The sequence below is a fragment of the Vibrio agarivorans genome (assembly GCF_030409635.1).
GTDB classification, from domain to species: domain Bacteria; phylum Pseudomonadota; class Gammaproteobacteria; order Enterobacterales; family Vibrionaceae; genus Vibrio; species Vibrio agarivorans.
The window spans coordinates 974,508-995,151 of record NZ_JAUFQF010000001.1 but is presented as its reverse complement, the minus strand read 5'-3'; the positions used below and the strand labels follow the sequence as shown (position 1 = coordinate 995,151).

Genomic DNA, 20,644 nt, shown 5'->3' with positions numbered 1-20,644 from the left:
TAATGATACAAATGATTTTATTGTGCTGTAATTAAATCTAGCTGATGCAAACAGCCTAGCGACGAAATAAGCAACGGCACTCAATAAGTGCCGTTGACCTATCTGTTAATGAAGCTCAATTGACATCGTTTAGATGCGATAAAGCTCAGTACAGCATTACGCGTTGGAGCTTTTCATAAGCTTGGTTGCTTTGGCACGCGGCTCGTCCATCAAACCTTTAATCAACGAAACCGTTGCGATCAGCAAGACAATAGTGAACGGGAGACCGGTTGTAATCGCCATAGCCTGCGCTGCTGCCAAGCCACCGCTTAGCATCAAGGCAATCGCTACCAGGCCAAGGAAAATACACCAGAATACACGCTGAGGTGTCGGCGCATCGACTTTACCACCCGCTGCAATCGTATCGATAACCAATGAGCCAGAGTCTGCAGAGGTAATGAAGAAAACAATCACCAAAACGATACCAATAATTGATGTGATACTTGCAAGAGGAAGCACATCAAGCATGGCAAACAGTTGAAGAGGTAGGTCGGCATTGAATACTGCTTCATAACCGTCATTCACATACTGGCTGATGGCCGTGCCGCCAAATGCGGTCATCCAAAGCACACAAACAGTTGATGGAATTAGAATCACACAGATAACAAACTCACGCACTGAACGGCCGCGAGAAACACGAGCGATAAACATACCAACAAATGGTGACCATGAGATCCACCATGCCCAGTAGAACGCTGTCCAACCTTGTGAGTAGTTCACGTCTTCGCGACCAAATGGCATCGACAAAGCAGGCAGATTCATTAGGTAACTGCTGATATTGTCAAAGAAACCGAGCACAATCGCCAGAGTAGGGCCAACTATTATCACGAAGAGCAGCAGCGCGACTGCTAATCCCATGTTTATTTCGGACAGGCGTTTAACACCGCCATTGAGGCCAGCAACTACAGATACCAAAGAGAGTGCGGTGATAGCAACGATCAGAGCCACTTGCACAGACGTCGTCATAGGTACATCAAATAAGAAGTTTAGACCTGTCATTGCCTGCGATGCGCCGTAGCCCAAAGAGGTGGCAAGACCAAACACAGTGGCAATAATTGCCAAAATATCAATGATATGACCACTCCAACCCCAAACGCGCTCACCAAGCAGTGGGTAGAAGATTGAACGCATAGTGAGAGGCAGACCTTTATTGAAAGAGAAGATCGCTAAGCCTAAGCCCAATAATGCATAGATTGACCATGGGTGGAGTGCCCAGTGGTAAATGGTTGACGCCATACCTAATGCAGATGCACCTGCAATGTCGCCTTCTGCGCCAGCCAGTGGAGCCCAGTCTGTACGGACGCCGTTTTCAAATGTGGTGCCGCCCAGTGCAGTACCAAAGTGGGAAATGGGCTCAGAAACACCAAAAAAGACCAATCCGATGCCCATGCCAGCGGCAAATAGCATGGCCATCCAGCCAGCATAGCTGTAGTCAGGCGTGGCTTCAGAACCACCAATTCTAACTCGGCCTAGTGGTGTAAAAATCAGTACCAGACAAACAATCACGAATAGGTTTCCTGACAAAAGGAAGAACCAATCCATGTGAGTCAATAGCCAGTCTTTTAGGTTGTTGAAGAGCGGTTCAACGCTCTGACGGAATAGAATCGTTGTAACAACGAACAAAATGATTGCCACACCAGAGATCGCAAAAACTCGGTTATGAATATCAAGACCAAATGGGCCGACTTTTAGTGCGACATTGTCTTGACCAATCTGATAATCAGTATTGATTGGGTTAACTTCTCCGTCGGGACGCTGGATCCCGCCGTTATTCATACTGCTCACGATTTAACTCCTCTTAAAAACGTGAATGAAATTTAGTGTTGGTATAGGGGAAGTTACAGATATAAGCCGTTGTCTGTATTTGGCTTAAGTACCTGATGACACGTTAATTATGCGTACTACTTTTCTTGACTATGTAAGCCAATATTATGTTTTTATAGTTGAGTACGACGTGTAGTAGTGTCGTCAGCGAAAGGAGGAGCAGGAACGGGTGACAGCTGTGAAGACAGTATCTTTTGAGAAGAGAGGAATAGCAGAAAAATGAGTTTGTTGGTTAAAAATACAGATGGGATATCTCCATGTTCATTGTACAAAATAGAGGCACAATCTAGAGTTTAAACCCAGGGGTAAAGCAGCTAATCTCCGAGTATTACATTACCCAAGCTTTGACGGTTTAGACCATTGTGCGTCTACACATAAATTTGGTGACTCACACCAAATCGGCGCAAATGTTAACACAACTCACTCTAAATGGGTAATTGGCCGCCAGCATAGGTGTATAGCAGGCCGGTGCAAACACAACGGATAGACCATAAAAGACTGATACGACAACGAATAGGGTAGAAGGGATTTCACTGGTATAATCACCTTTGCATTCACGGGCTATTAACGATATAGCCCCCAGAAACCACTACACAACGACCACACCTAAGGCCTACTTTGCAACTCACCCGCTTCAAACATAAAACCCGAATTGGCCCTGACTATCGACATGGTGACCAGGTGAGTTTTATGGATATCAAAGAAACCTTCGGCTTAGGCAGTATTCGTGTGGGGAAATGGGTGAATGCAGAAGAAAAAGATCTCGCAGCAAACCTGATTTTCGATTCATTCGCTGACCTTGCCTATATCTTAGCGCTGCCTCCAAAAGCGATGGGATTACGAGGCACCCTAAACCTCGCGTTCGGCACGGGTGGCCGAAAAGGTGTCCAAGCGCACTACGCCCCGAATCTAAGAGAATTAGCACTGGCGAAGAACGCAGGAGCGGGCGCACTCGCTCACGAGTTCTGGCATGCATTTGACCACTACATCGCAGAGAAGGCCTTTGACATCGGTGATCGTTCGGGCTCACAACGCAAGGTGATGTTTGCCAGTGATTGCTGGTTAACGAACGTCTCCCACTTACCACATCCGCTCAATGTGAAACTGCTCAAGATTTTTGATTCAACGTTACTTAGCGAAGATGGCCAAGACGTGCACGACTTTGTTCGCCGTAGCGTGAAAGCAGATAAAGCCGCCGGAACAAAATACTTCTCACAGCCCACAGAGATGATGGCTCGCGCGTTTGAAGCGGTTGTCGAATCATGCTCCGGTATTGAGAACAGCTACCTAGTCTCTGGTACAGCAAAGAAAGGCACGATTGCGGTATTTCCAGATTTGGATCACCGAACCATCATTAAAGAGGCCTTGCTGGCTTATTTTCATCCACTGGGTGAAGCGTTGAGCCGCTAAGCCAAAGGTTTCAACTTGTAAAATACATAGTTTTTACTTGTTATGCGTAACTGGTACGTTATAATTGCATTACTTCCGAAAGGAAAGTATAACGGAATAGCGAGTATTCCATTTAGAATATTGATATCCGTTACAATAGCGGCGAGTCGCCTATTACATTTTGAACTGGTGAGTATGTACCTTAAGCAATATTTTACTGAATTTGATGACACAATGACGCAATCTCTGAACATTGATGCTTTGGGGATGACGATGATTTGGTCGCGTCTAGGTCAGGATGTTTTTCATAACCGAGTAAGCTCTATCTCTAACGATGTACGCAACTACACGTTGAACTTATTGCACCACTTTGTCATTAAACAAATTGTCGAATCACAGACAGAGTTGAGCCGTGGTTTACAGACGGTTTTTGGGCACACCGATACGCTGGCTTTTAAGCAGACGTGTCTGATTTATCTTGAGAACCTGTTTGTTTATTCAATGCTACAAGCGGAAGAGCAGCAACAATCGAACGTAAAGACTCAAGGAATATTGGGGACATCCAAGGCGCGCTTGCTTAGCCAAAATGGTAAGCCAAGCCAGCCGTTAAAATTTACCCGAGAGCCATCTGGTCAGCTGTTAGTTCGACAATTGACGTTAGGCGTCAGTGGTCGATACAAAACGCCTTTCACCGAAATGCAGTTTTTTGATAAAGAGTATCGCTATCACCAGCCGCAAAGTACGCCGGTTTGGGACAAAGCTACGATTTTTATACACGAAAATGTAGGCCTGAACGGTTTGGCCGCTGCCTTGGTAGCACATGTTCAGCAAGTGATGAAGCAAGATTCAAAGATGCCTTTAACGTCATGGGAAGAGGTGTCTCATCATATCAAACAAGCGTATGCCGAACATTTTGCTACACCTGCTGTTGTCGGTTCGCAGAGTAAAGCGTTTTGGCTCAACGTGACTGAGCTTGATCAAAACGCAGCAGGCTCTCTCTACCAAACCATTTATCATCAAACGCAAGAGGCAGAGACAGCACAGCCATTCTTCGAGCAAGCGATCGCAAACGAAGACAACGAGTTTGAAAAACAGAAGTTAATTGATATCTGTCGTGTTGAGCCACTGCTTGCCGAGTGTGAGCTGCTGTTTTCGGTATTAATGAGTCAACGTGTTCAGACAGAAGAAGAGATTTATCAACGTTATCTTGGTTTAGACCGCCATGTGGGCTCAATTATCCAGCTCGCACGTGAGTTGCAAAACGAGGCGGGTGTTAAAAGCAAGTTTGCAGGTGTCGCGAAACAGCGTTATGAAACGTTGTTAGCTCTAGCACAACTGGATGATCAAGACTCTCAAGCGAATATGATGTTGTTGGTCGAAGAGCTACTGAAATACCATCGCGTCATTATGAATCAACGGGGCCAAAGCCCGTGGGTGGAACGTGATAATCAAGGGCAATACCGTTGTCACATCAAATTGCGAACGCTACCCACGGCCACGCAAAGACCGTATAAATCCTGGTTCAATCGCTACTACCTTGACCAGTTCAGTCAACTAATTCGCGGTTTAGAGGGCACATCGAATGACTAAACCATTTAAATTGGCCGAGGAGCTCACGAAGCAAATTCAATCTCTTGGCCAAATCAAGCACGCTTGGTTCACCACATTCAATCTCAACATGGACTTCTTTGAGCGCCATGTTTTATCAACCCTGTTGCAGATGGAAAAACCGCGCAGCCGCATCGATTTTGAACTCATGCAGCAAAAACTGAACGGCAATATTAAACAGGGCCGCAAAGGGAAAACGATGATTCACTCAAGCATGGATGTAAAAGTGTTTGCTGATCAGCGAATGTATGATGCCGGTGATTTAAAACGCACAGTGGTTGAAGTGTTTGGCGTTAACCCTGCTTTGCTCGATGGTGGGCGTAAACAAGCATTGAATAAGAGCTCCTTATTTCACCCTAAAGTGATCTTTCTCCAAGATGAAGAGGGGCAGGCGATATTGGGCACAGGCAGTGCAAACTTAACACTCAGTGGCTGGTCAACTAACCAAGAGGTCTTTACCTTTCAACGGGTTGAGTGTCAGCATCAGGTAGAGGCTATTCGCGCTTTTTTTAGGCCACTATTTGAGGCAAACAACCTTGTTGATGAAAATAATCGCCCGCTTAAAATCAGCTTTCCTCGCAACATACGTACGGATATGACGCCTTCAGACTGGAGCTTTGTCCACACGTTTACAAAAAATAGTAGCGACGGAAGACACAAAACCTTGCTCGGTCATATGCTTGATACATCAGACCATGACCAACAGGATTTAGTCGTTTGGTCGCCTTATTTCCCGTCAGACTTAGCGGGCTTTATTCATCGTTTACAAAGTGCTGTATCTTCAAATCAATTGAACATACACATTGTGCCTGATTTGGTCGAAAACCAACGGATGCGAACCGAGTGGACAGAGAACTTGCAGCCGCTCCTTAACGATGAATCGGTGCGCATTTATCGCAGCCCAATCGAAAAAGATGACAGAAGTGAGCTGTGTCATGCCAAAATTTGGATGACCAAAGACAAATTAGCCATCGGCTCTTGGAACTTTACTGCTCCGGGCTCAAATATAGACTTGGATGCCAAAGGCAAAGGGCAGGTCAACATAGAAGCAGGGATTATCCTTGCCAATAAGCAGCCTATAGAGCAAGTGATTTCTAAACCCATGAGTATCACTCAAGATAACTTTATGCACAGCAATGAGCTGACGCAAGACGCACTGGAAGTACCTGAGTTGATGCCAATAGAAACGCGTGTAGTATTTGATTGGCAAACTCTGATTTATCATATTGAGCTGGGCAAAATGGATAGTGATATAAACTGGCAAACGATCGCACTACACCTGCCAGACCTTGATACACCATTGCGCTTTACAGAAAATGCAAGTGACATTGTAACTTGTGGCATCAAGCTCGGCCAAGAGCCACAAGCGTTATTGGTTAATCATGCCTATGAGCTGGTCATAACCAGTGGGCAACGCTATCGAGGTTTTATTGTTGAACGAAACAGCATGATGCGCCGGGTCGAAGAGTTTGAATCTTTGGATGATATCTTTAATAGCTTAATTGAGGGGCGCGCACTAGAAAGTAATCCTAACGCCTCTTTACGCGGTGAGATATTGAAAAACGACCATGATTGGCTGGATGAGCAAGAGGCAGGGTCACTTTCTGAGCCAACGCCGTCGCCAACCTTGAGTTACTTTAGAATGTTTCAGGCAATGGACAGCTTTGAACAACGTATACAAGCACTTAAATCCGATCGCATGATTGAGCAATATGCGTTTGTCGTCCCCGGCTGCTTGGTGGAGATGGGAGCAAAAATTCGTAAAGAGCTGGCAGAAAATGCCAATGTTTTTAACTGGTATATGAAGCAAGAGTTCAACTTGTTGGTTGATCACGTCAAAAAACAAGCAACAGATCCGCAGTTAAAAGAGCGTTTAAGTGAACTGCGATTCAAAAGCAGTGATAGCGTTATTCGTTCACAAGGGCTGCAAAAACGCATCGGCAGTGGTGAATACCGTAAACTGATCAAAGGTAAGTGTGATTATGTTTCTATCTAATTGGGCCACCATTACGCCAGAGTTGGTGTCACAACAGATGAGCTTTGTGGAAGGGGATTACTCTTGGCGCTATCAAGTGGATCAAAATGGCACTATGGCTGCTAAGCAGGCTGAGGGTGTTGCCTATCTTTGTCGCTTGTTGCAAAAACATCGCCTTGCATTGCTTGCAGATGAAGTCGGCATGGGTAAAACCTTTCAAGCCATTGGTATTATTAGGTTGTTGCACCAACGTAAGCCTGATGCCAAAGTGCTGGTGATAGGCCCGAACAAAACTATTTGCAAACAGTGGGTTAAGGAGTTCGGCAGTTTTGATAAAGATCATTGGTGTGACAAATCATCAACGCCAGTTAAAGTGGCCGATCCCGAATCCAAGTTAGCGGATATGATCTCTCGTGTCAGCGAAGGGCAACATCACGTTTATTTCACTACTATCCACGCGTTGAGTGGGTTAACCAAAGAGTCTGAAAGTAGCGACAAGGCTGGATTAGCACGCAAACAGGCACTAGAGCTCAAGCAACGTGTCATGAGTTATCTTGATCAGCAAGGGTTCGACTTGTTGGTGATTGATGAAGCCCATTATCTACGCGCACGCGATGGCGGCTCACAAAAAGTCGCCGCAGCCCAAGCCTTTTTTGGAGAAGGGGAAGGCGAACAGTCTTTGGCAAAACGTGTCCTGCTGATGACAGCCACGCCAACGCATTCGTCAGTCAATGATGTGGCGAATATACTGCGATATTTTGCATCGGAAGAAGAGCTGAAAGAGAGCACTACGCAAGCGGCTTTCGATGCAGCTCAATTGCTTCAACGCTATGGTCTGCGACGTTTACGCCTTTTGCAAGGCCACAATGGCGCTCACTACGCCAAGCAGCAATATCGTAAAGAAATAGCTCACCCAGTATCGTTTGCAGAAAATCAAAATGCAGAGCTGTTTTTTGGACTGTATCAGCGCCAGTTGGTGAAACAGTTCCAAGCTAAAGCGTCAAATAGACAGTTTCTTTATGGCTATTTAGAGGGTTTTGAATCGTTTGGTGAACATGACCAAGAGACAGCACAGCATGAGGTTGAACAACCGAATAGCGAACACAGCAAAGACGCATTCAGCAAAGCACCGGATACGGAGTTATTACATGGCTTGAGCCAAGAGTATTATCGCTGTTTCAATCAGTTCCCAGAGCATCCCAAATATAAAGCGCTGGTGGATAGTTTCGTACCTACCACTTTAGAACACTCAAACCTCGATGAGATTAAACACTTAGTGTTTGTGCGTCGTATCCCTTCTGTGCGAGAGCTGACCAAACGCGTCAACACGCGTTACGATAATGTATTAGGTCAGCAAATTGCGAATGCCCTCAATTTGACGCAAGCCGAACAGCAAGCGTGGCAACAAAGCCACTGGAGCCGAGTGTGGCTTAACGGTTTCTTCAACCATGCTGAAGAGCGAGAAGATCTTGTTGCAGAAGATGATGATGAAGCCAACGAGCTAAGTGTTGATGACAACCAACTGCGCTCGCGTATTACAGAGCTGTTTGTTGTTAAGAAGCGCGACCCCAATGCGTTGGCAGAAACACGTAACACCGAGTGCACCAATGTCGGCCTTCGTTTTCGAAAGCCAGACAGCATATTTTCTTTATATTTAGAGCCCGCATTGGATTATGAACGTGAAGCTTATGGTTATCACTTTGAGCATCAAACGGGCGATCGTAAACGTGCGACATATTCCACTTCTGCACAGTTTCAAAGAGCGGAGCGACATAGACTGGAATGCATCATGCTTGATGAAGAGAAGCCCGTTGCTGAATACCTGCCAACTATTTGGTCGCATTTGTTTGAGCAATTAACAGATCAAGAGCAAGCGAAGTTTCGTCAATGGAGTGAGGCCACCAAAGAGAACTTTGCGAACTATTTTAAGGCAGGTGTATTATTCGCAAGTCCAGTCATGGTGGAATTGTTTTGTTGGTTCTATCGTTTTGACAATGATCCTAAGCTGCACGTCAGTGGTGAAGGCGCACACGCTCGATATCTTGATTTTATTCAATATACTGCGCCCAAACTATCTCAGTCACTGTTGCTGTGGTATTTCAAATCGGCCCTAGAAACTTTTGAGGATGTTTGCAAAAAAATCGCAGGGGCAGAGCTAGATGATTACACCAACGAGTGGCGGGCCCTTAAAGGGCAGACTTCACCAGCGGCGTTTGCAAGTGGTGAAACCTCAAACCGAGAGGGTCTGCAGTTAAGTTTCAACTCACCGTTTTATCCCAATGTATTGGTGGCGACCTCTGTTTTCCAAGAGGGGGTGAATCTTCACCTACAATGTAATCAGGTTCATCACTACGGCATTGCGGGTAGCCCTGGCGATCATGAACAAAGGGTTGGACGATTAGACCGACTATTCAGTAAGGTTAACCGGCAGTATCAAAAAGGGCAGCAGGGAGAGCTGAAGATCAGCTTTCCGTATCTAGAGCACTCGTTTGATGAAGACCAGCTTGCCTCTTTTCTGGAGCGTAAAACACGAGCAGAGAGCAAATTAGACAAATGTTTGCTTGATGACCATGATGCTCATGTAGGGAGTGCCAAAGCCCAGCAGTGGCAGCGTTATCTCAAGCAACCCGAGTTGTCGCTAGAGCTGGATGTAGTAGACCCATATCCTGCGAGCTTTTGATAACAATTTTTGAAGACAGTGAAGGTGATAGAGCCAATTTACCTATATTGGCTCTATCACCTTTTTCTAAGCGTTGAGCCGTTAAGCTAATGGCTTGTAAAATAGGGGAGATCTATTTTAGTTTATCGACCAAAATCACTCAGTAGTTAAGATATCAGCAACAATAACCCAGACTCACCTCAACTAGATTTATATGTTTTCCTAATTTCACCTTATTTATTTCCTTTAGACTGAGCCATATTATTGACCCATACTCCCTAGCGATTAAGGCTCACTTATGAAAGGTATTATCATCCTAATGTCTGTAGTTATCTCTATGACTGTCGGCGCAACGTATCTCAGTGGTGCTGCTGATATTGATTGGCTATTGATGAAGGTTATTTTTGGTTCTCTATTCCTTAGCACGCTAGGCGTCGTTGTAGGGCTTAAAAAATTTGATTCAGTCTTATTCGGGGGGCATTAAAATGAATCTAACAAAAATAATTTCGTTCTGTGCTTTTGTGTGTCTTTGCTGGTCGGTTAGTGCTAGGGCTGATGAGAGCGTTGTTTCCGCAGGTGAAATTAGCAATGATATGGGTGTTTTAGTCAGTGCAAAGACAGCAATGAGCACTCTTCAAAACTTGATAGTACAGTGATGGTGTTCGAAATAGAGCTGATGCCATCAGGCAGTGGGGCTACATTCTATCGAGCAACATATCCAAGAACACCTGCCTAGATTCAGTATCACCATCCCGATGTGTCGCGTATTCGACATGCTCATTATCCTCAGCATTCGGTGAAAGTGTAATGCTCCAAAGCGGGCTTATCTGATTTGGCACCATCGAATACCGCACATCAAAAATGCGTAATTCATTGTTCGGATCTTGGGCTAAAAAACCATCAGAGAAATGTCGAAATCGTTCAAGATCTTCCGCTTGCTGCGATTGGGAATTAAGCCAGGCTAAGTCTCTATTGATATCCAGCTTATTGATCGTATCGCCTGAGTACGTTTTCATCGATATACCCACACGCACCGCATCAACGTGATAGTGGTCCTCAGTTTCATACACAACCTTCCAAACCAGCAAATTCCCAAAGCTCGGTTTCGCTTCAAGCTGAACAGGCTCATGTTGGCGCAATTTCACTAATTCCCATCCAGCGTTCTCTGCGCGCTCTTTTTGAATCATGCCGAACATTGGGTAAATAAGCACCCAAACAAGAGCAACGCGGGCGAGCTTGGGCTCTCGTTTCAGAGTAGCGAGCAAAATAAGAACAACAAGCGGCAGGGTATAGAGCGGATCGACCACAGAAAGAATATTCCAAGCGTATCGCTCATCAGTAAAAGGCCACAGTAATTGTGTCCCGTAAGAGGTACAAGCATCGAGCAGTGCATGAGTACTATAACCAAGCGCACAATAAAGCCAGCTTGCCTTGAAAGAGAGGCCACAACGTTTAGCAAACAGAGGGTAAAAAACTAACGCGCAGAGCAAGCTCCCAAACGGAATAAAAATCAGTGAATGGCTAAATTGGCGATGATATTCAAGAAACAGCAGCGGATCAGTGGATGAACGAATCAATACATCCAAGTCAGGCGACATGCCTGCAAGCAAACCAAGTGCCCCAGCGACAACCACGTGCCGTTTATCCCTGACAGATTGTGACAAAGTCGCACCAAGTACACCTTGCGTTATTGGATCCATAGCAACTCATTGAAAAGCCGTTAATTGACTATTAAGGATAGCGGGTCTTGGGCAAAATAGGATTTTGGTGAGTGGATCTTTTAAGTGTTATTAGTTCAACTGCCTTTATCGTTAGGTATCACCTAACATCAGGGATTAGTAATAGAGAGGGTGCAAACTCTTTACTTCCCATTAGCTTAGCCCATTTTATACTCTTCACGTGGTATCATGCGCCGTACAAACGAAACTTAGCATCGTTGCAAAGCAGAGGCATACAGAGGCATAGCATGATGAACACAGCGATATCAGTGGACGTCTTGAATGAAGTTTCAATATGGTGGCTAAAAATTAAACACCAATGCCATTGCCATGTTTAATTTACTGTGTTGTCTGCCAATATTATTGGATAATATGGCAATGATGGATTATTGAAGGAAATATTGATGAGTAAAAAAATGACTATGGCAGAGATCTCACGACAACTTGGGATTTCGACAATGACCGTGTCACGTTACTTTAATGACGGTTATGTATCGGAAGAAAACCGCCGTAAAATTGATGCTATCGTCAAAGAAAGTCATTACACACCTAATATATTTGCTCGTTCAATCCGTAGCCAATCTAATATTATTGGTTTCGTCGCCCCTCGTATTGAGTCGTATACAACTAGCTTGGTGATTAAAGGCGCGCTTGCTGCTGCTAATGAATCACAAGTGCGAATGCTCTTTCATGCCTCAGGGTTTAACCATGAGTCAGAATGCCAAGCTGTGAGAGAATTTAATGGCCTCAATGCATTGGGCACTATCATCATCGCTTCAAAGCACAGTGTTGAAGAGACTTTTTATCAAAGCTTAGATAACGTGCTATTTATTGGTAAAAACAGCCCCCACCATTGCTGTTTACATTATCCTGAGCATGATGCGATTCAAGCACTGGTATCACAAACCATCACTCAGTTAAAACAGCAGCAGGCACCGCTCGCAGCCGCACATTACATTTATGATGAACGTATGCTGTCGAGCCGTACTCAATTGATGCAAACCACCATAACTGACACCGTCCCAGAGTTGGATTTTTCGTTACAAGCACTGGCCAACTCGGAGCAAAAATCCTGCTACCAAGAGATTCAATTACAGCCGAATCATGTCTATTTTTGTGCCACTGATAATATAGCTATTCGTTTATATCGTCGTGCCAAAGAGCAGCAATTAAAGATTGGTCATAACATATGGATTGTAGGCATGGGAGACTATGACTACAGCGATCTATTAGTCCCTAGCCTGACTACTGTTGCCTTTAATTATTATCAAGTGGGCTATCAAGCGGTTAAAAAATTGATCAAGCGCGACTTCAGTTCAGTTGAAGGCACCTTTGAATTAAAAATGAGAGAAAGCTCACAACTCCTTTGAGGTTGTGAGGGATACCTCACAGTTTCTTCAAAATTGTATTGAGTCAAAATAAATTCCATTTAACCTCTTGTGTTAACGATAACACATGAAGTGGCACAGCAGCATAAATGACTCGCACCAATAATATGCGCTCAAAGCCACTCGCGTGGTGGAAGAAAGCAACCGACCACCAAATCTATCCCCGTAGTTTTAATGATACAAACCAAAGCGCTAATGGTGACATTCGCACTATCATGGACTCAGTGAACAATCACGCTAACGATGAGCACCCCTGGTTCATCAAGTCTCAAGAGAACAATGATAGCTTTAAGTATGTTTGGCGTAATGGTTGTAAGGACGCACTAAATAGTATTTATGGCAAGGCGTTAAAAAACGTCCGCCAGTTTTTAAATCGAGGAGTTATTTGTGAGTAAGTTACTGTCGTTTGATTTTTGGCAACGATTTGGGAAATCCCTAATCGTTGTAATCGCGGTGATGCCTGCAGCGGGTATAATGATATCGCTAGGTAAAGTTGTCGCAATGTATGCCGGTGGTGTTGGAGCCGTAGAAACCCTTGGCGCCATTATGGAAAACATCGGTTGGGGCATCATTGTTAACCTTCACCTTTTGTTTGCTGTCGCTATTGGTGGCTCGTGGGCAAAAGAGCGTGCGGGTGGCGCATTTGCCGCGCTTATCGCCTTCATACTGATTAACCGTATCACTGGGGTTATATTGGGCGTAGATAACGCTATGCTCGCTGATCCTGATGCGATTGTGATGAGCTTGTTTGGCACTGAACTCCCTGTATCCCAATTCTTTACCAATATTTTAGGCGCACCGGCGCTCAATATGGGTGTGTTCATCGGTATTATGTCTGGCTATCTAGGTGCCAACTTATACAACCGTTATTACGATTTCGCTCGCCTACCTGAGGCATTAGCCTTCTTCAATGGCAAGCGTTTTGTACCTTTTGTTGTGATTTACTACTCGGTAATCATTGCTCTCATTTTGTCGATTGTATGGCCTTTAATCCAAGGTGCACTCAATGACTTTGGTCAATGGATTGCAACCTCTAAAGACACTGCGCCTATCGTGGCTCCGTTCCTATACGGTACATTAGAGCGTCTACTACTGCCGTTTGGTTTGCATCACACTCTAACCATTCCAATGAACTATACCGAGTTGGGTGGTGCTTATGAGCTTCTAACAGGCGCGAATGCAGGCACAAGTGTTTATGGTCAAGATCCATTGTGGCTTGCTTGGGTAAGTGATTTGAACAACCTTAAACTGAGCGATCCAGCAACTTATCAGCATCTACTGGATACTGTTCACCCTGCACGTTTTAAAGCGGGTCAGGTTATTATCGCAGCATCATCATTGATTGGTATTGGCCTTGCGATGTACCACTGTGTTGATAAAGATAAGCTGAAGCAATATAAACCCATGTTTTTGTCAGCGTGTCTTGCAGTCTTGTTGACCGGCGTGACTGAACCGATTGAATTCATGTTCATGTTTATTTCTCCTGTCTTGTATATTGCTCATGCGCTGTTAACTGGTGTTGCTTTTGCATTAGTGGATGTGATGGACCTGCGTATACATTCCTTTGGTTTAATTGAGTTACTTACTCGTATCCCAATGATGGTTTCAGCGGGCATTGGCGGTGATTTAATTCGTTTCGCACTGGTGTGTATTGTTTTCTTTGTAGTTAACTACACGCTGTTCCGCGTGCTCATTGTGAAGTTCCATCTGCCAACTCCGGGTCGTAAGGGTAACTACCTAGACGAAAGTTCAGAGGGCATGTCGGAAGATGAGAAGCTTGACATCATCATTCAAAATCTAGGCGGCCGCAGCAATATTGCTGAGATCGATGCTTGTATGACTCGTCTACGTATTACCGTTAATGACCCTGCATTGGTGGCTGAATATTCACTATGGAAACCAACGGGTGCACTTGGCGCTGTAATTAAAGAGCAGGGCGTACAGGTTATTTATGGCCCTGGAGTAGATAGAATTAAATCTAAGTTAATTGATAGATATTCAGCGCAACCAGCGTAATTCGTTCTCTCTGTTAGATTGACTAACAAAGAACAATATCGATAAACGCAGCATTCATGCTGCGTTTTATCTCTAAATAGTAAATGAGCGAATAATAAATGAAACTAATGACGCTAAATACCCATAGCTGGCAAGAAGATAAACAACTAGAAAAGCTGGATATAGTAGCGCAAGCCATTATCGAACAAGACTGTGATGTGATTGCCCTGCAAGAGGTTAATCAACACCAAGATAGCCCAGCCATTGATGCCAAAATATCGAGTAATCATCCTGTGTTAGCGGATAACTATGGTTATTTGTTGCAGCAAAAACTCATGGAATACGGTTATCAGTACCAACTTACGTGGGATTTTGTTCACCAAAGTTATGAAGTCTATCAAGAAGGGCTCTCCTTTTTGACGCGACTGCCGATTATTGAGCATGAGGTCATTGATTTAACCGATAACTATGACGTTAGCTACTGGAAGCATAGGCGTGCAGTACGTATTAAAGTCGCTTCTCAACAAGGTGAAGTTGATCTCTTTAATTGTCATTGTGGCTGGTGGAATGACTCAGAGAATCCATTTAAGGAACAGTTCGATCGAATCGCTGCAAAACTTCCAAAAGGAAATAGCTTTCTATTAGGTGACTTCAATAACCCAAGCTACATACGCAATGAAGGTTATGATTATCTATTGCAGCGCGGCCTAATTGATTGTTTTGAAGTCGCACAAAAGAAAGATAGCGGCATCACCGTAATCAAGAATATCGATGGTTGGGAACAAAATAGTCAGGCGTTACGTATTGATTTGATCCTGAGTAATCAATCGGTAGCAGTAAAGCAGCATCAGGTGATTTATAATAACGATTTTTATCCGGTCGTATCGGATCACTTTGGGGTGTTGGCGGAAGTAGAGCTTTCTTAACGTTTATGAAGTCATCGCAGTTTACATTGATTCCAATACTGCATAGTGGCTAAGTGAGAAGGTAAGAAAACCAATAAGGGTTCAGAGCCAATTTGATGAAATTGACTCTGAACCCGATTGCTTAAGCGCGCTAGGCTCTATTTTGAGATTGGATACATTTCTGGAAGCTTCATTGCGATTTCCGCTTCGCCATTTCCGCAGGATACATGCCCAAACCCATGCCCTTCAGAGTAGATAATATTGTCGTCGCCAGTCTCTGAAACTCCGCCAGGAACATAATCGAGCTTGAGTGCATGACGTGTCACCACTGACACCGATGGCACCCAATATCTCTCCATCTTTATCGTAGAGAGCAAGACCACCACCAAAGACATTTACACCACCGACACGATGTCCGATCAGTAAATCCTCCTTAGTACCATATTTTTCAGCATCACCATCGTAAACAACATTTGTATTCACAGGGTTACTAAACTGAAGGCCAAATAGGCTTCCACCAGGCTGTGTTGGTGCCCAAAGGTTTGCTGTTGACTGCTTGGGAAGCTTTGTTTGAGCGCTTGAGAATTCGTCCTGAAGAGAGAAAGTCGATACTGATCATCGGTGGCGCTGGTGGTGTTGGATCAATCGCGGTTCAATTAGCAAAGCAACTGACGAACCTCACTGTTATTGCTACCGCATCAAGACCAGAAACAGAGCAATGGGTCAGAAACATGGGCGCAGATCACGTGGTTAATCACCGAAACCTTGTAGAGTCTGTCAGAGGGCAAGGTATTCAGTTTGTGGACTACATCTTCAATGTTGCAGACACAAAAGGTCACTGGGACTCAATGGTAGAGCTGATTGCTCCGCAAGGCATGATCAGTTCGATCGTCGAGTTTGATGGAGGGGTCGATTTATCGGCATTGCAAGGTAAGTCAGTGGGCTTTATTTGGGAGTTGATGTTTACGCGCTCACTGTTTAATACCGATGATATAAAGACCCAGCAAGATATCTTATTTCAAGTCGCCAACCTAATTGATTCAGGCCGAATTAAGTCGACGTTAACCACAACATTAAATGGCTTTAATGTAGCGACGTTAAAAGAAGCTCACCAACGCATAGAAAGCAGTGCCTCTATTGGCAAACTAGCGATTAAATATTAATTGTTAGAACCGTGCTTAGAGACAAGTCGATAAGACAAAGAGGCCTTACAGCCTCTTTGTCTTATCGTTCATGAAAAGTGTCGTGATGAAAGCTAACGATTAGTGAATAGAAATATAGCCTTTATCGTCGACGATTTGTTGAGCTTCTTTACTTTCCATCCATTGAAGGAACTCGTTAGTGCGAGCGTTTGGCTGACCTTTGTACATCACTAAGAACGGACGCGCGACTTTGTAGCTGCCGTTTTTAACGTTGCTGATAGTTGGCGCTGTGTTATCCACTGTCAGTGCTTTAACCGATTGATCAACCGTACCTAAAGAGATGTAACCAATAGCGTATGGATTTGAAGCAACAGAAGTTTTTAGAGCACCATTACCATTCGCCACTTGAGCGTGTTGTGAAATAGCAGATACTTTTTGGCCGTTAATTTTCTGTTTTAGGCTCATGATGTCTTCAAATGCACCACGCGTACCAGATGCAGTATCACGAGTGATGGCTACGATTGGCTTGTCTGCGCCGCCCACATCTTTCCAGTTTTTAATCTCACCCTTGTAGATCTGTTGGATTTGGTCGGAAGTGAGTTCAGTAACTTCATTATTTGGGTTTACAACCACTGCGATACCATCGCGAGCAATAACTTTCGTTTTCAGCTCAGGCTCTTTTTCAGAGTCTTTCAGCTCACGAGACGCCATACCTAAATCAGCCGTATTTGATTTAGCTGCTCTTACGCCCGCACTTGAACCTGGTCCTTGAACTTCAACGAAAATCTCTGGGTGCGCTTTTGAATACACCTCACCAAATACTTCCATTAGAGGTGTAACAGAGCTAGAGCCTACCGCTGAAATAGTATCTTGAGCAAGTGAAGCGCCTGTAAATGTGATTGATGAGATCGCAACGAGAGCGCCAAAAAATGTTTTCTTCATGTCATTTCCATATGTTGTTGTTTGTAACTGAATGTAACCGTAACTTAGAAGTATGACGAAATTAAGACAGAAGAAATTAGTCTAATCGTTGTTGATTTGAATCAAATTTTTTGAGCGATTGAGAAATAACAACAATGACAAAGCATATTTTGGTTTCAGGTTAGCTCATCAAAGTTTTGCAGTAGTCAATAAGAACAAAGTCAATTAACCCAATATAAGACTCCTCGACTCTTTTAAACCCCATACAACCGCACACTCGCCCTAATCATCTCAACAATCTTCTCCCTCAACGTCGAGGGCGCAATCACCTCAACGATATTGGCATGTTTCATCAACCACCATTCAAGCGTGTGGCTGTCGCGCACGGTGGCGGTGATGGTGGTGAAGCCATCTTGGTTGGAGACAATCACTTGGTCTTCAGACAGCAACGTCTCTTCAATCAAGTGCAATCCGCTGTAGTTTTCAATTCTCAATGTGACAGAAAGCTTATCGCCGCCAGCAAAATGGCGCGCATAACGCTGAACGTGTTTGCGCACATCAAAATTAGCCAGTGTACGCACACTGCTAAAGCCCAATTTTAAGCTGTGAACGCGGTGCAGGGCATAGGTACGAATATCACTGTCGCTGCCCGGTACTAACCCAACAAAATAGAAGCTATTGCCATAAAGAAACAAGCCCAGCGGAGTCGAGGTGTAGCTCTTGGCTTGCGTCGCGCCACGTTTTTGATAGCAAAAGTGCAGGTCTTTTTTATTGAGTAATGCTTCTTCAATGAGTTTGAAATAGGCAGTGCCAACATTGGGAGCAATGAGCGGTAGCTCGTTAGGAAAGTAACAAAACCGTTCATTCCATAACCGAGTTTGTTTGGTGTCTTGTTGCTTGAGCGAAGAAAAAATCGCATCCACATCTGAGCGTAATGTCGGTGGCAGCATCGATTTAATCTCTTGCTCAATGACTTGTAGCGAAACCACTGAAGACATTCCATCGGGTTTCACTGGGTGACGATGCCCCTGTGCGATTTGGTATCGATAGGGGCGACATTCGTCATTGATCTCAATACTGTTATTGTCGGCTACCACTTGGTTAATACAGCGCTGTACGGTGCGCAGTTGGCTCTTTTCATCGGTGTTGATGGGCAATAACTCAGACGCCAAAAGCTGTTGGCGGATCTCTAAGCTAGAGACCGACTCTGGATAGCAAGGAATCGACTCCAGCACCTTATTATATCGTCGCAATGACACACTCATACTGACTCCGGCTATTGCTATTAGTTCGGCTGACGCAATCGCAATCTCGATAAGTAAATCGCTAATTGTCGAATAAAACGAATTGTAGCGACATTAATTGTCGCCTATGTGCTTAGTATAGCGCCTATCGACAGACAATAGGAGCCGCACTATGCAACCTCAAACTCATTTTGAACAGACCAAACACGATAACTTCGCTTTTCTGCAAGACGGGTTAGAGGAGCTATACGCCCAGGCGGCACTCGCTGAGCGTTACTATTTCACCGATCGACAATCGAGCATGGCGAAGATTCGTCTGTTTGTTGAATTGGCTTGCCACGAACTTGGCAAACACTTCAAACTGCGCCCGCCTGTGCATGGCGACCTGAACAACAAAATCAAAATGCTGCAAGCCTCGGGTGAAGTAGAAGAGTGGGTGATTGAGGCGATGAACACTCTGCGTCATGACGGCAACCGCTCGGTTCACATGACGGAAGTCAACGGTTCATACATAGCAAAAATGACGGTTTCCCGTGCTCGTATGCAACAACACATGAATAGCCTCTATGAGATAGCACACTATTTAGGGCAAACGATTCTCGGTACCGCGACGCAGTGTGCCTACACATGGCAAGAGCCAATGTCATGCGAGCTGACGTCCTTTGTCAGTGATGCGCATAAAGGCTCAAAAGAGGCGAGTTTCTACCTAGCGTCATCGTTTTATAACGAGCTTAATGAGATGAGCCAACAGCAAGGTAAATCACGCTGGTGGCACAAAGAGCAGTACCTCGATAAGCAAGCAGACCTGAGTTACTGGCTAGAGAAATCCCACCGTCAAGGGCACCCGCAAAGCTGGTTACTCTTAGCCAAGTGCTATTCAAAAAAACTGCTTCAAGAGCAGGCGACACGAGATGCGAAAAACTGCTTCAAAAAAGCACTGAATAATGATGAAGACGGTGAGGCCGCTTATGAATTTGGTTTACATCTATCGGTGCGAGAAGAGAGTAAACTGGGTGAGGAGTACATTGCTCAAGCTGCACAAAAAGGCCATCACCCAGCGCTTTCATATCAGTTAGAACGTGCATTTAATAAACACGACGCACAACAAGAGTGGCTAGACTTGGCGCTAGAGCACGGCCTAAAAGAGGCTTATACCGTAGATGCATATTGCAAGCTAGAACAGCACCAACAAGCGCCAAACGAGCAAACTATAAAAGCACTACGCTCATCATTGGTGGCAGGGCAGGCAAGACGCGCCCCTGGGATTGGCTTCTTCAAAGCCTATGTAGACCTGAGCATTTATGCCGAGTCTGACGTCGAAAAAGTACTCACACAGATGACGGATAACTATGCTTGCGTACCAAGCTACCTAGAAGTAGAGCTGCGTTTATTTCAACAAATTTCCGTCAGCACAGCACATTACGACCTGATGAACGACATCTATCACCGCGCGATCAGTCAAACAAGCAATGAACTTGAAGCGGCTGAGATTAACTATGCCATGGTCAAGCATGCTTTGAGCCAAGCGTCAGAGAAGTTTAAACAGCGAGAAAGCGTTAAAACGCCCAAGCCGATCCCAACCTTGCTCAAGGAAGCAGCGGATGCGGGGCACGCTGAGGCTCGCGAGTTTATCAATAGCACTCAAGGCAAAGCGGTATTAAAGAAAATTGGCTTTACGAGCCAAGGAAAAATGCAGAAGAACGCGGCAGAGAAAGAAAAAAACAAGCGTAAACGTAAATTGGCGAAAAAAGCTAAGCGTAAATGAAGTTAAGCATAAATAAAGTGGGCTTAGTCATTTTCTTGGTGAAGCGGCTTTTATTTTCAAAAATCACACAGA

The 20,644-nt window shown here is 44.6% G+C and carries 15 protein-coding genes and 1 pseudogene; 11 read left to right on the top strand and 5 right to left on the bottom strand.

Going from position 1 to position 20,644, the window contains the following annotated elements; genetic code table 11:
- Positions 1-156: 156 nt before the first annotated feature.
- Positions 157-1,824, bottom strand: a complete 1,668-nt coding sequence (locus tag QWZ05_RS04320) for a BCCT family transporter (protein ID WP_290296770.1) — start codon at positions 1,822-1,824, stop codon at positions 157-159.
- Positions 1,825-2,481: 657 nt separating this feature from the next.
- Between QWZ05_RS04320 and QWZ05_RS04315 the strand changes: the two genes are divergently transcribed.
- From QWZ05_RS04315 to QWZ05_RS04295, 5 genes are all read left to right on the top strand, one after another.
- Positions 2,482-3,273, top strand: a complete 792-nt coding sequence (locus QWZ05_RS04315; protein WP_290296769.1) for a CLCA_X family protein — start codon at positions 2,482-2,484, stop codon at positions 3,271-3,273.
- 174 nt (positions 3,274-3,447) lie between these two features.
- A complete protein-coding gene (locus QWZ05_RS04310; protein ID WP_290296767.1) occupies positions 3,448-4,842 on the top strand; it encodes a hypothetical protein in 1,395 nt (464 codons plus the stop codon).
- Positions 4,835-6,856 carry a phospholipase D-like domain-containing protein gene (locus QWZ05_RS04305; RefSeq protein ID WP_290296765.1) on the top strand — a complete coding sequence of 674 codons (2,022 nt, stop codon included), beginning with the start codon at positions 4,835-4,837 and terminating at the stop codon, positions 6,854-6,856. Before QWZ05_RS04310 ends, QWZ05_RS04305 begins: the two co-directional genes overlap by 8 nt.
- Positions 6,843-9,515, top strand: a complete 2,673-nt coding sequence (locus QWZ05_RS04300; RefSeq protein WP_264876640.1) for a DEAD/DEAH box helicase — start codon at positions 6,843-6,845, stop codon at positions 9,513-9,515. Before QWZ05_RS04305 ends, QWZ05_RS04300 begins: the two co-directional genes overlap by 14 nt.
- A gap of 277 nt (positions 9,516-9,792) precedes the next feature.
- Positions 9,793-9,978 carry a hypothetical protein gene (locus QWZ05_RS04295; RefSeq protein ID WP_290296762.1) on the top strand — a complete coding sequence of 62 codons (186 nt, stop codon included), beginning with the start codon at positions 9,793-9,795 and terminating at the stop codon, positions 9,976-9,978.
- Positions 9,979-10,189: 211 nt separating this feature from the next.
- Here the strand turns inward: QWZ05_RS04295 and QWZ05_RS04290 are convergent, their stop codons facing one another.
- Complete coding sequence (locus tag QWZ05_RS04290; protein ID WP_290296761.1) at positions 10,190-11,194, bottom strand: metal-dependent hydrolase; 1,005 nt, start codon at positions 11,192-11,194, stop codon at positions 10,190-10,192.
- Positions 11,195-11,616: 422 nt separating this feature from the next.
- Here QWZ05_RS04290 and QWZ05_RS04285 point away from each other — a divergent pair, with 422 nt between their 5' ends.
- The 4 genes from QWZ05_RS04285 to QWZ05_RS04270 all read left to right on the top strand — a co-directional run bounded on the left by QWZ05_RS04285 (position 11,617) and on the right by QWZ05_RS04270 (position 15,521).
- A complete protein-coding gene (locus QWZ05_RS04285) occupies positions 11,617-12,582 on the top strand; it encodes a LacI family DNA-binding transcriptional regulator (protein WP_264876638.1) in 966 nt (321 codons plus the stop codon).
- Between the two features lie 107 nt (positions 12,583-12,689).
- Complete coding sequence (locus QWZ05_RS04280) at positions 12,690-12,995, top strand: alpha-amylase family glycosyl hydrolase (RefSeq protein ID WP_290296757.1); 306 nt, start codon at positions 12,690-12,692, stop codon at positions 12,993-12,995.
- Positions 12,988-14,616: a PTS transporter subunit IIBC gene (locus tag QWZ05_RS04275; protein WP_290296755.1), complete on the top strand. Its 1,629-nt coding sequence runs from the start codon at positions 12,988-12,990 to the stop codon at positions 14,614-14,616. Before QWZ05_RS04280 ends, QWZ05_RS04275 begins: the two co-directional genes overlap by 8 nt.
- 98 nt (positions 14,617-14,714) lie before the next feature.
- On the top strand, positions 14,715-15,521 hold the full coding sequence (locus QWZ05_RS04270; RefSeq protein ID WP_290296753.1) for an endonuclease/exonuclease/phosphatase family protein: 807 nt from the start codon (positions 14,715-14,717) through the stop codon (positions 15,519-15,521).
- 137 nt (positions 15,522-15,658) lie between these two features.
- Here QWZ05_RS04270 and QWZ05_RS22290 read toward each other — a convergent pair whose 3' ends face one another.
- Entirely contained in the window at positions 15,659-15,895 is a 237-nt protein-coding gene (locus tag QWZ05_RS22290) for a hypothetical protein (protein ID WP_307726631.1), read from the bottom strand.
- Between the two features lie 153 nt (positions 15,896-16,048).
- Here QWZ05_RS22290 and QWZ05_RS04260 point away from each other — a divergent pair.
- Positions 16,049-16,663, top strand: a pseudogene (locus QWZ05_RS04260) (zinc-binding dehydrogenase); the annotation flags it as partial.
- Positions 16,664-16,762: 99 nt separating this feature from the next.
- On the opposite strand, the gene QWZ05_RS04255 reads toward QWZ05_RS04260, so the two are convergent.
- A complete protein-coding gene (locus QWZ05_RS04255) occupies positions 16,763-17,584 on the bottom strand; it encodes a phosphate ABC transporter substrate-binding protein (RefSeq protein WP_264876633.1) in 822 nt (273 codons plus the stop codon).
- A gap of 233 nt (positions 17,585-17,817) precedes the next feature.
- Positions 17,818-18,828, bottom strand: a complete 1,011-nt coding sequence (locus QWZ05_RS04250; RefSeq protein WP_290296749.1) for a helix-turn-helix transcriptional regulator — start codon at positions 18,826-18,828, stop codon at positions 17,818-17,820.
- 151 nt (positions 18,829-18,979) lie between these two features.
- Here QWZ05_RS04250 and QWZ05_RS04245 point away from each other — a divergent pair, with 151 nt between their 5' ends.
- Positions 18,980-20,572, top strand: coding sequence for a DUF4145 domain-containing protein (locus QWZ05_RS04245; protein ID WP_290296747.1), 1,593 nt, complete (start codon positions 18,980-18,982; stop codon positions 20,570-20,572).
- Positions 20,573-20,644: the final 72 nt, after the last annotated feature.

What these genes read in the sequence shown, in the direction of transcription:
- QWZ05_RS04290 (WP_290296761.1), bottom strand. Translation starts at nt 11,194, where the DNA reads ATGGATCCAATAACGCAAGGTGTACTTGGTGCGACTTTGTCACAATCT.
- QWZ05_RS04285 (WP_264876638.1), top strand. Translation starts at nt 11,617, where the DNA reads ATGAGTAAAAAAATGACTATGGCAGAGATCTCACGACAACTTGGGATT.
- QWZ05_RS04255 (WP_264876633.1), bottom strand. Translation starts at nt 17,584, where the DNA reads ATGAAGAAAACATTTTTTGGCGCTCTCGTTGCGATCTCATCAATCACA.
- QWZ05_RS04295 (WP_290296762.1), top strand. Translation starts at nt 9,793, where the DNA reads ATGAAAGGTATTATCATCCTAATGTCTGTAGTTATCTCTATGACTGTC.
- QWZ05_RS04245 (WP_290296747.1), top strand. Translation starts at nt 18,980, where the DNA reads ATGCAACCTCAAACTCATTTTGAACAGACCAAACACGATAACTTCGCT.
- QWZ05_RS04250 (WP_290296749.1), bottom strand. Translation starts at nt 18,828, where the DNA reads ATGAGTGTGTCATTGCGACGATATAATAAGGTGCTGGAGTCGATTCCT.
- QWZ05_RS04310 (WP_290296767.1), top strand. Translation starts at nt 3,448, where the DNA reads ATGTACCTTAAGCAATATTTTACTGAATTTGATGACACAATGACGCAA.
- QWZ05_RS22290 (WP_307726631.1), bottom strand. Translation starts at nt 15,895, where the DNA reads ATGTCTTTGGTGGTGGTCTTGCTCTCTACGATAAAGATGGAGAGATAT.
- QWZ05_RS04305 (WP_290296765.1), top strand. Translation starts at nt 4,835, where the DNA reads ATGACTAAACCATTTAAATTGGCCGAGGAGCTCACGAAGCAAATTCAA.
- QWZ05_RS04270 (WP_290296753.1), top strand. Translation starts at nt 14,715, where the DNA reads ATGAAACTAATGACGCTAAATACCCATAGCTGGCAAGAAGATAAACAA.
- QWZ05_RS04300 (WP_264876640.1), top strand. Translation starts at nt 6,843, where the DNA reads ATGTTTCTATCTAATTGGGCCACCATTACGCCAGAGTTGGTGTCACAA.
- QWZ05_RS04280 (WP_290296757.1), top strand. Translation starts at nt 12,690, where the DNA reads ATGACTCGCACCAATAATATGCGCTCAAAGCCACTCGCGTGGTGGAAG.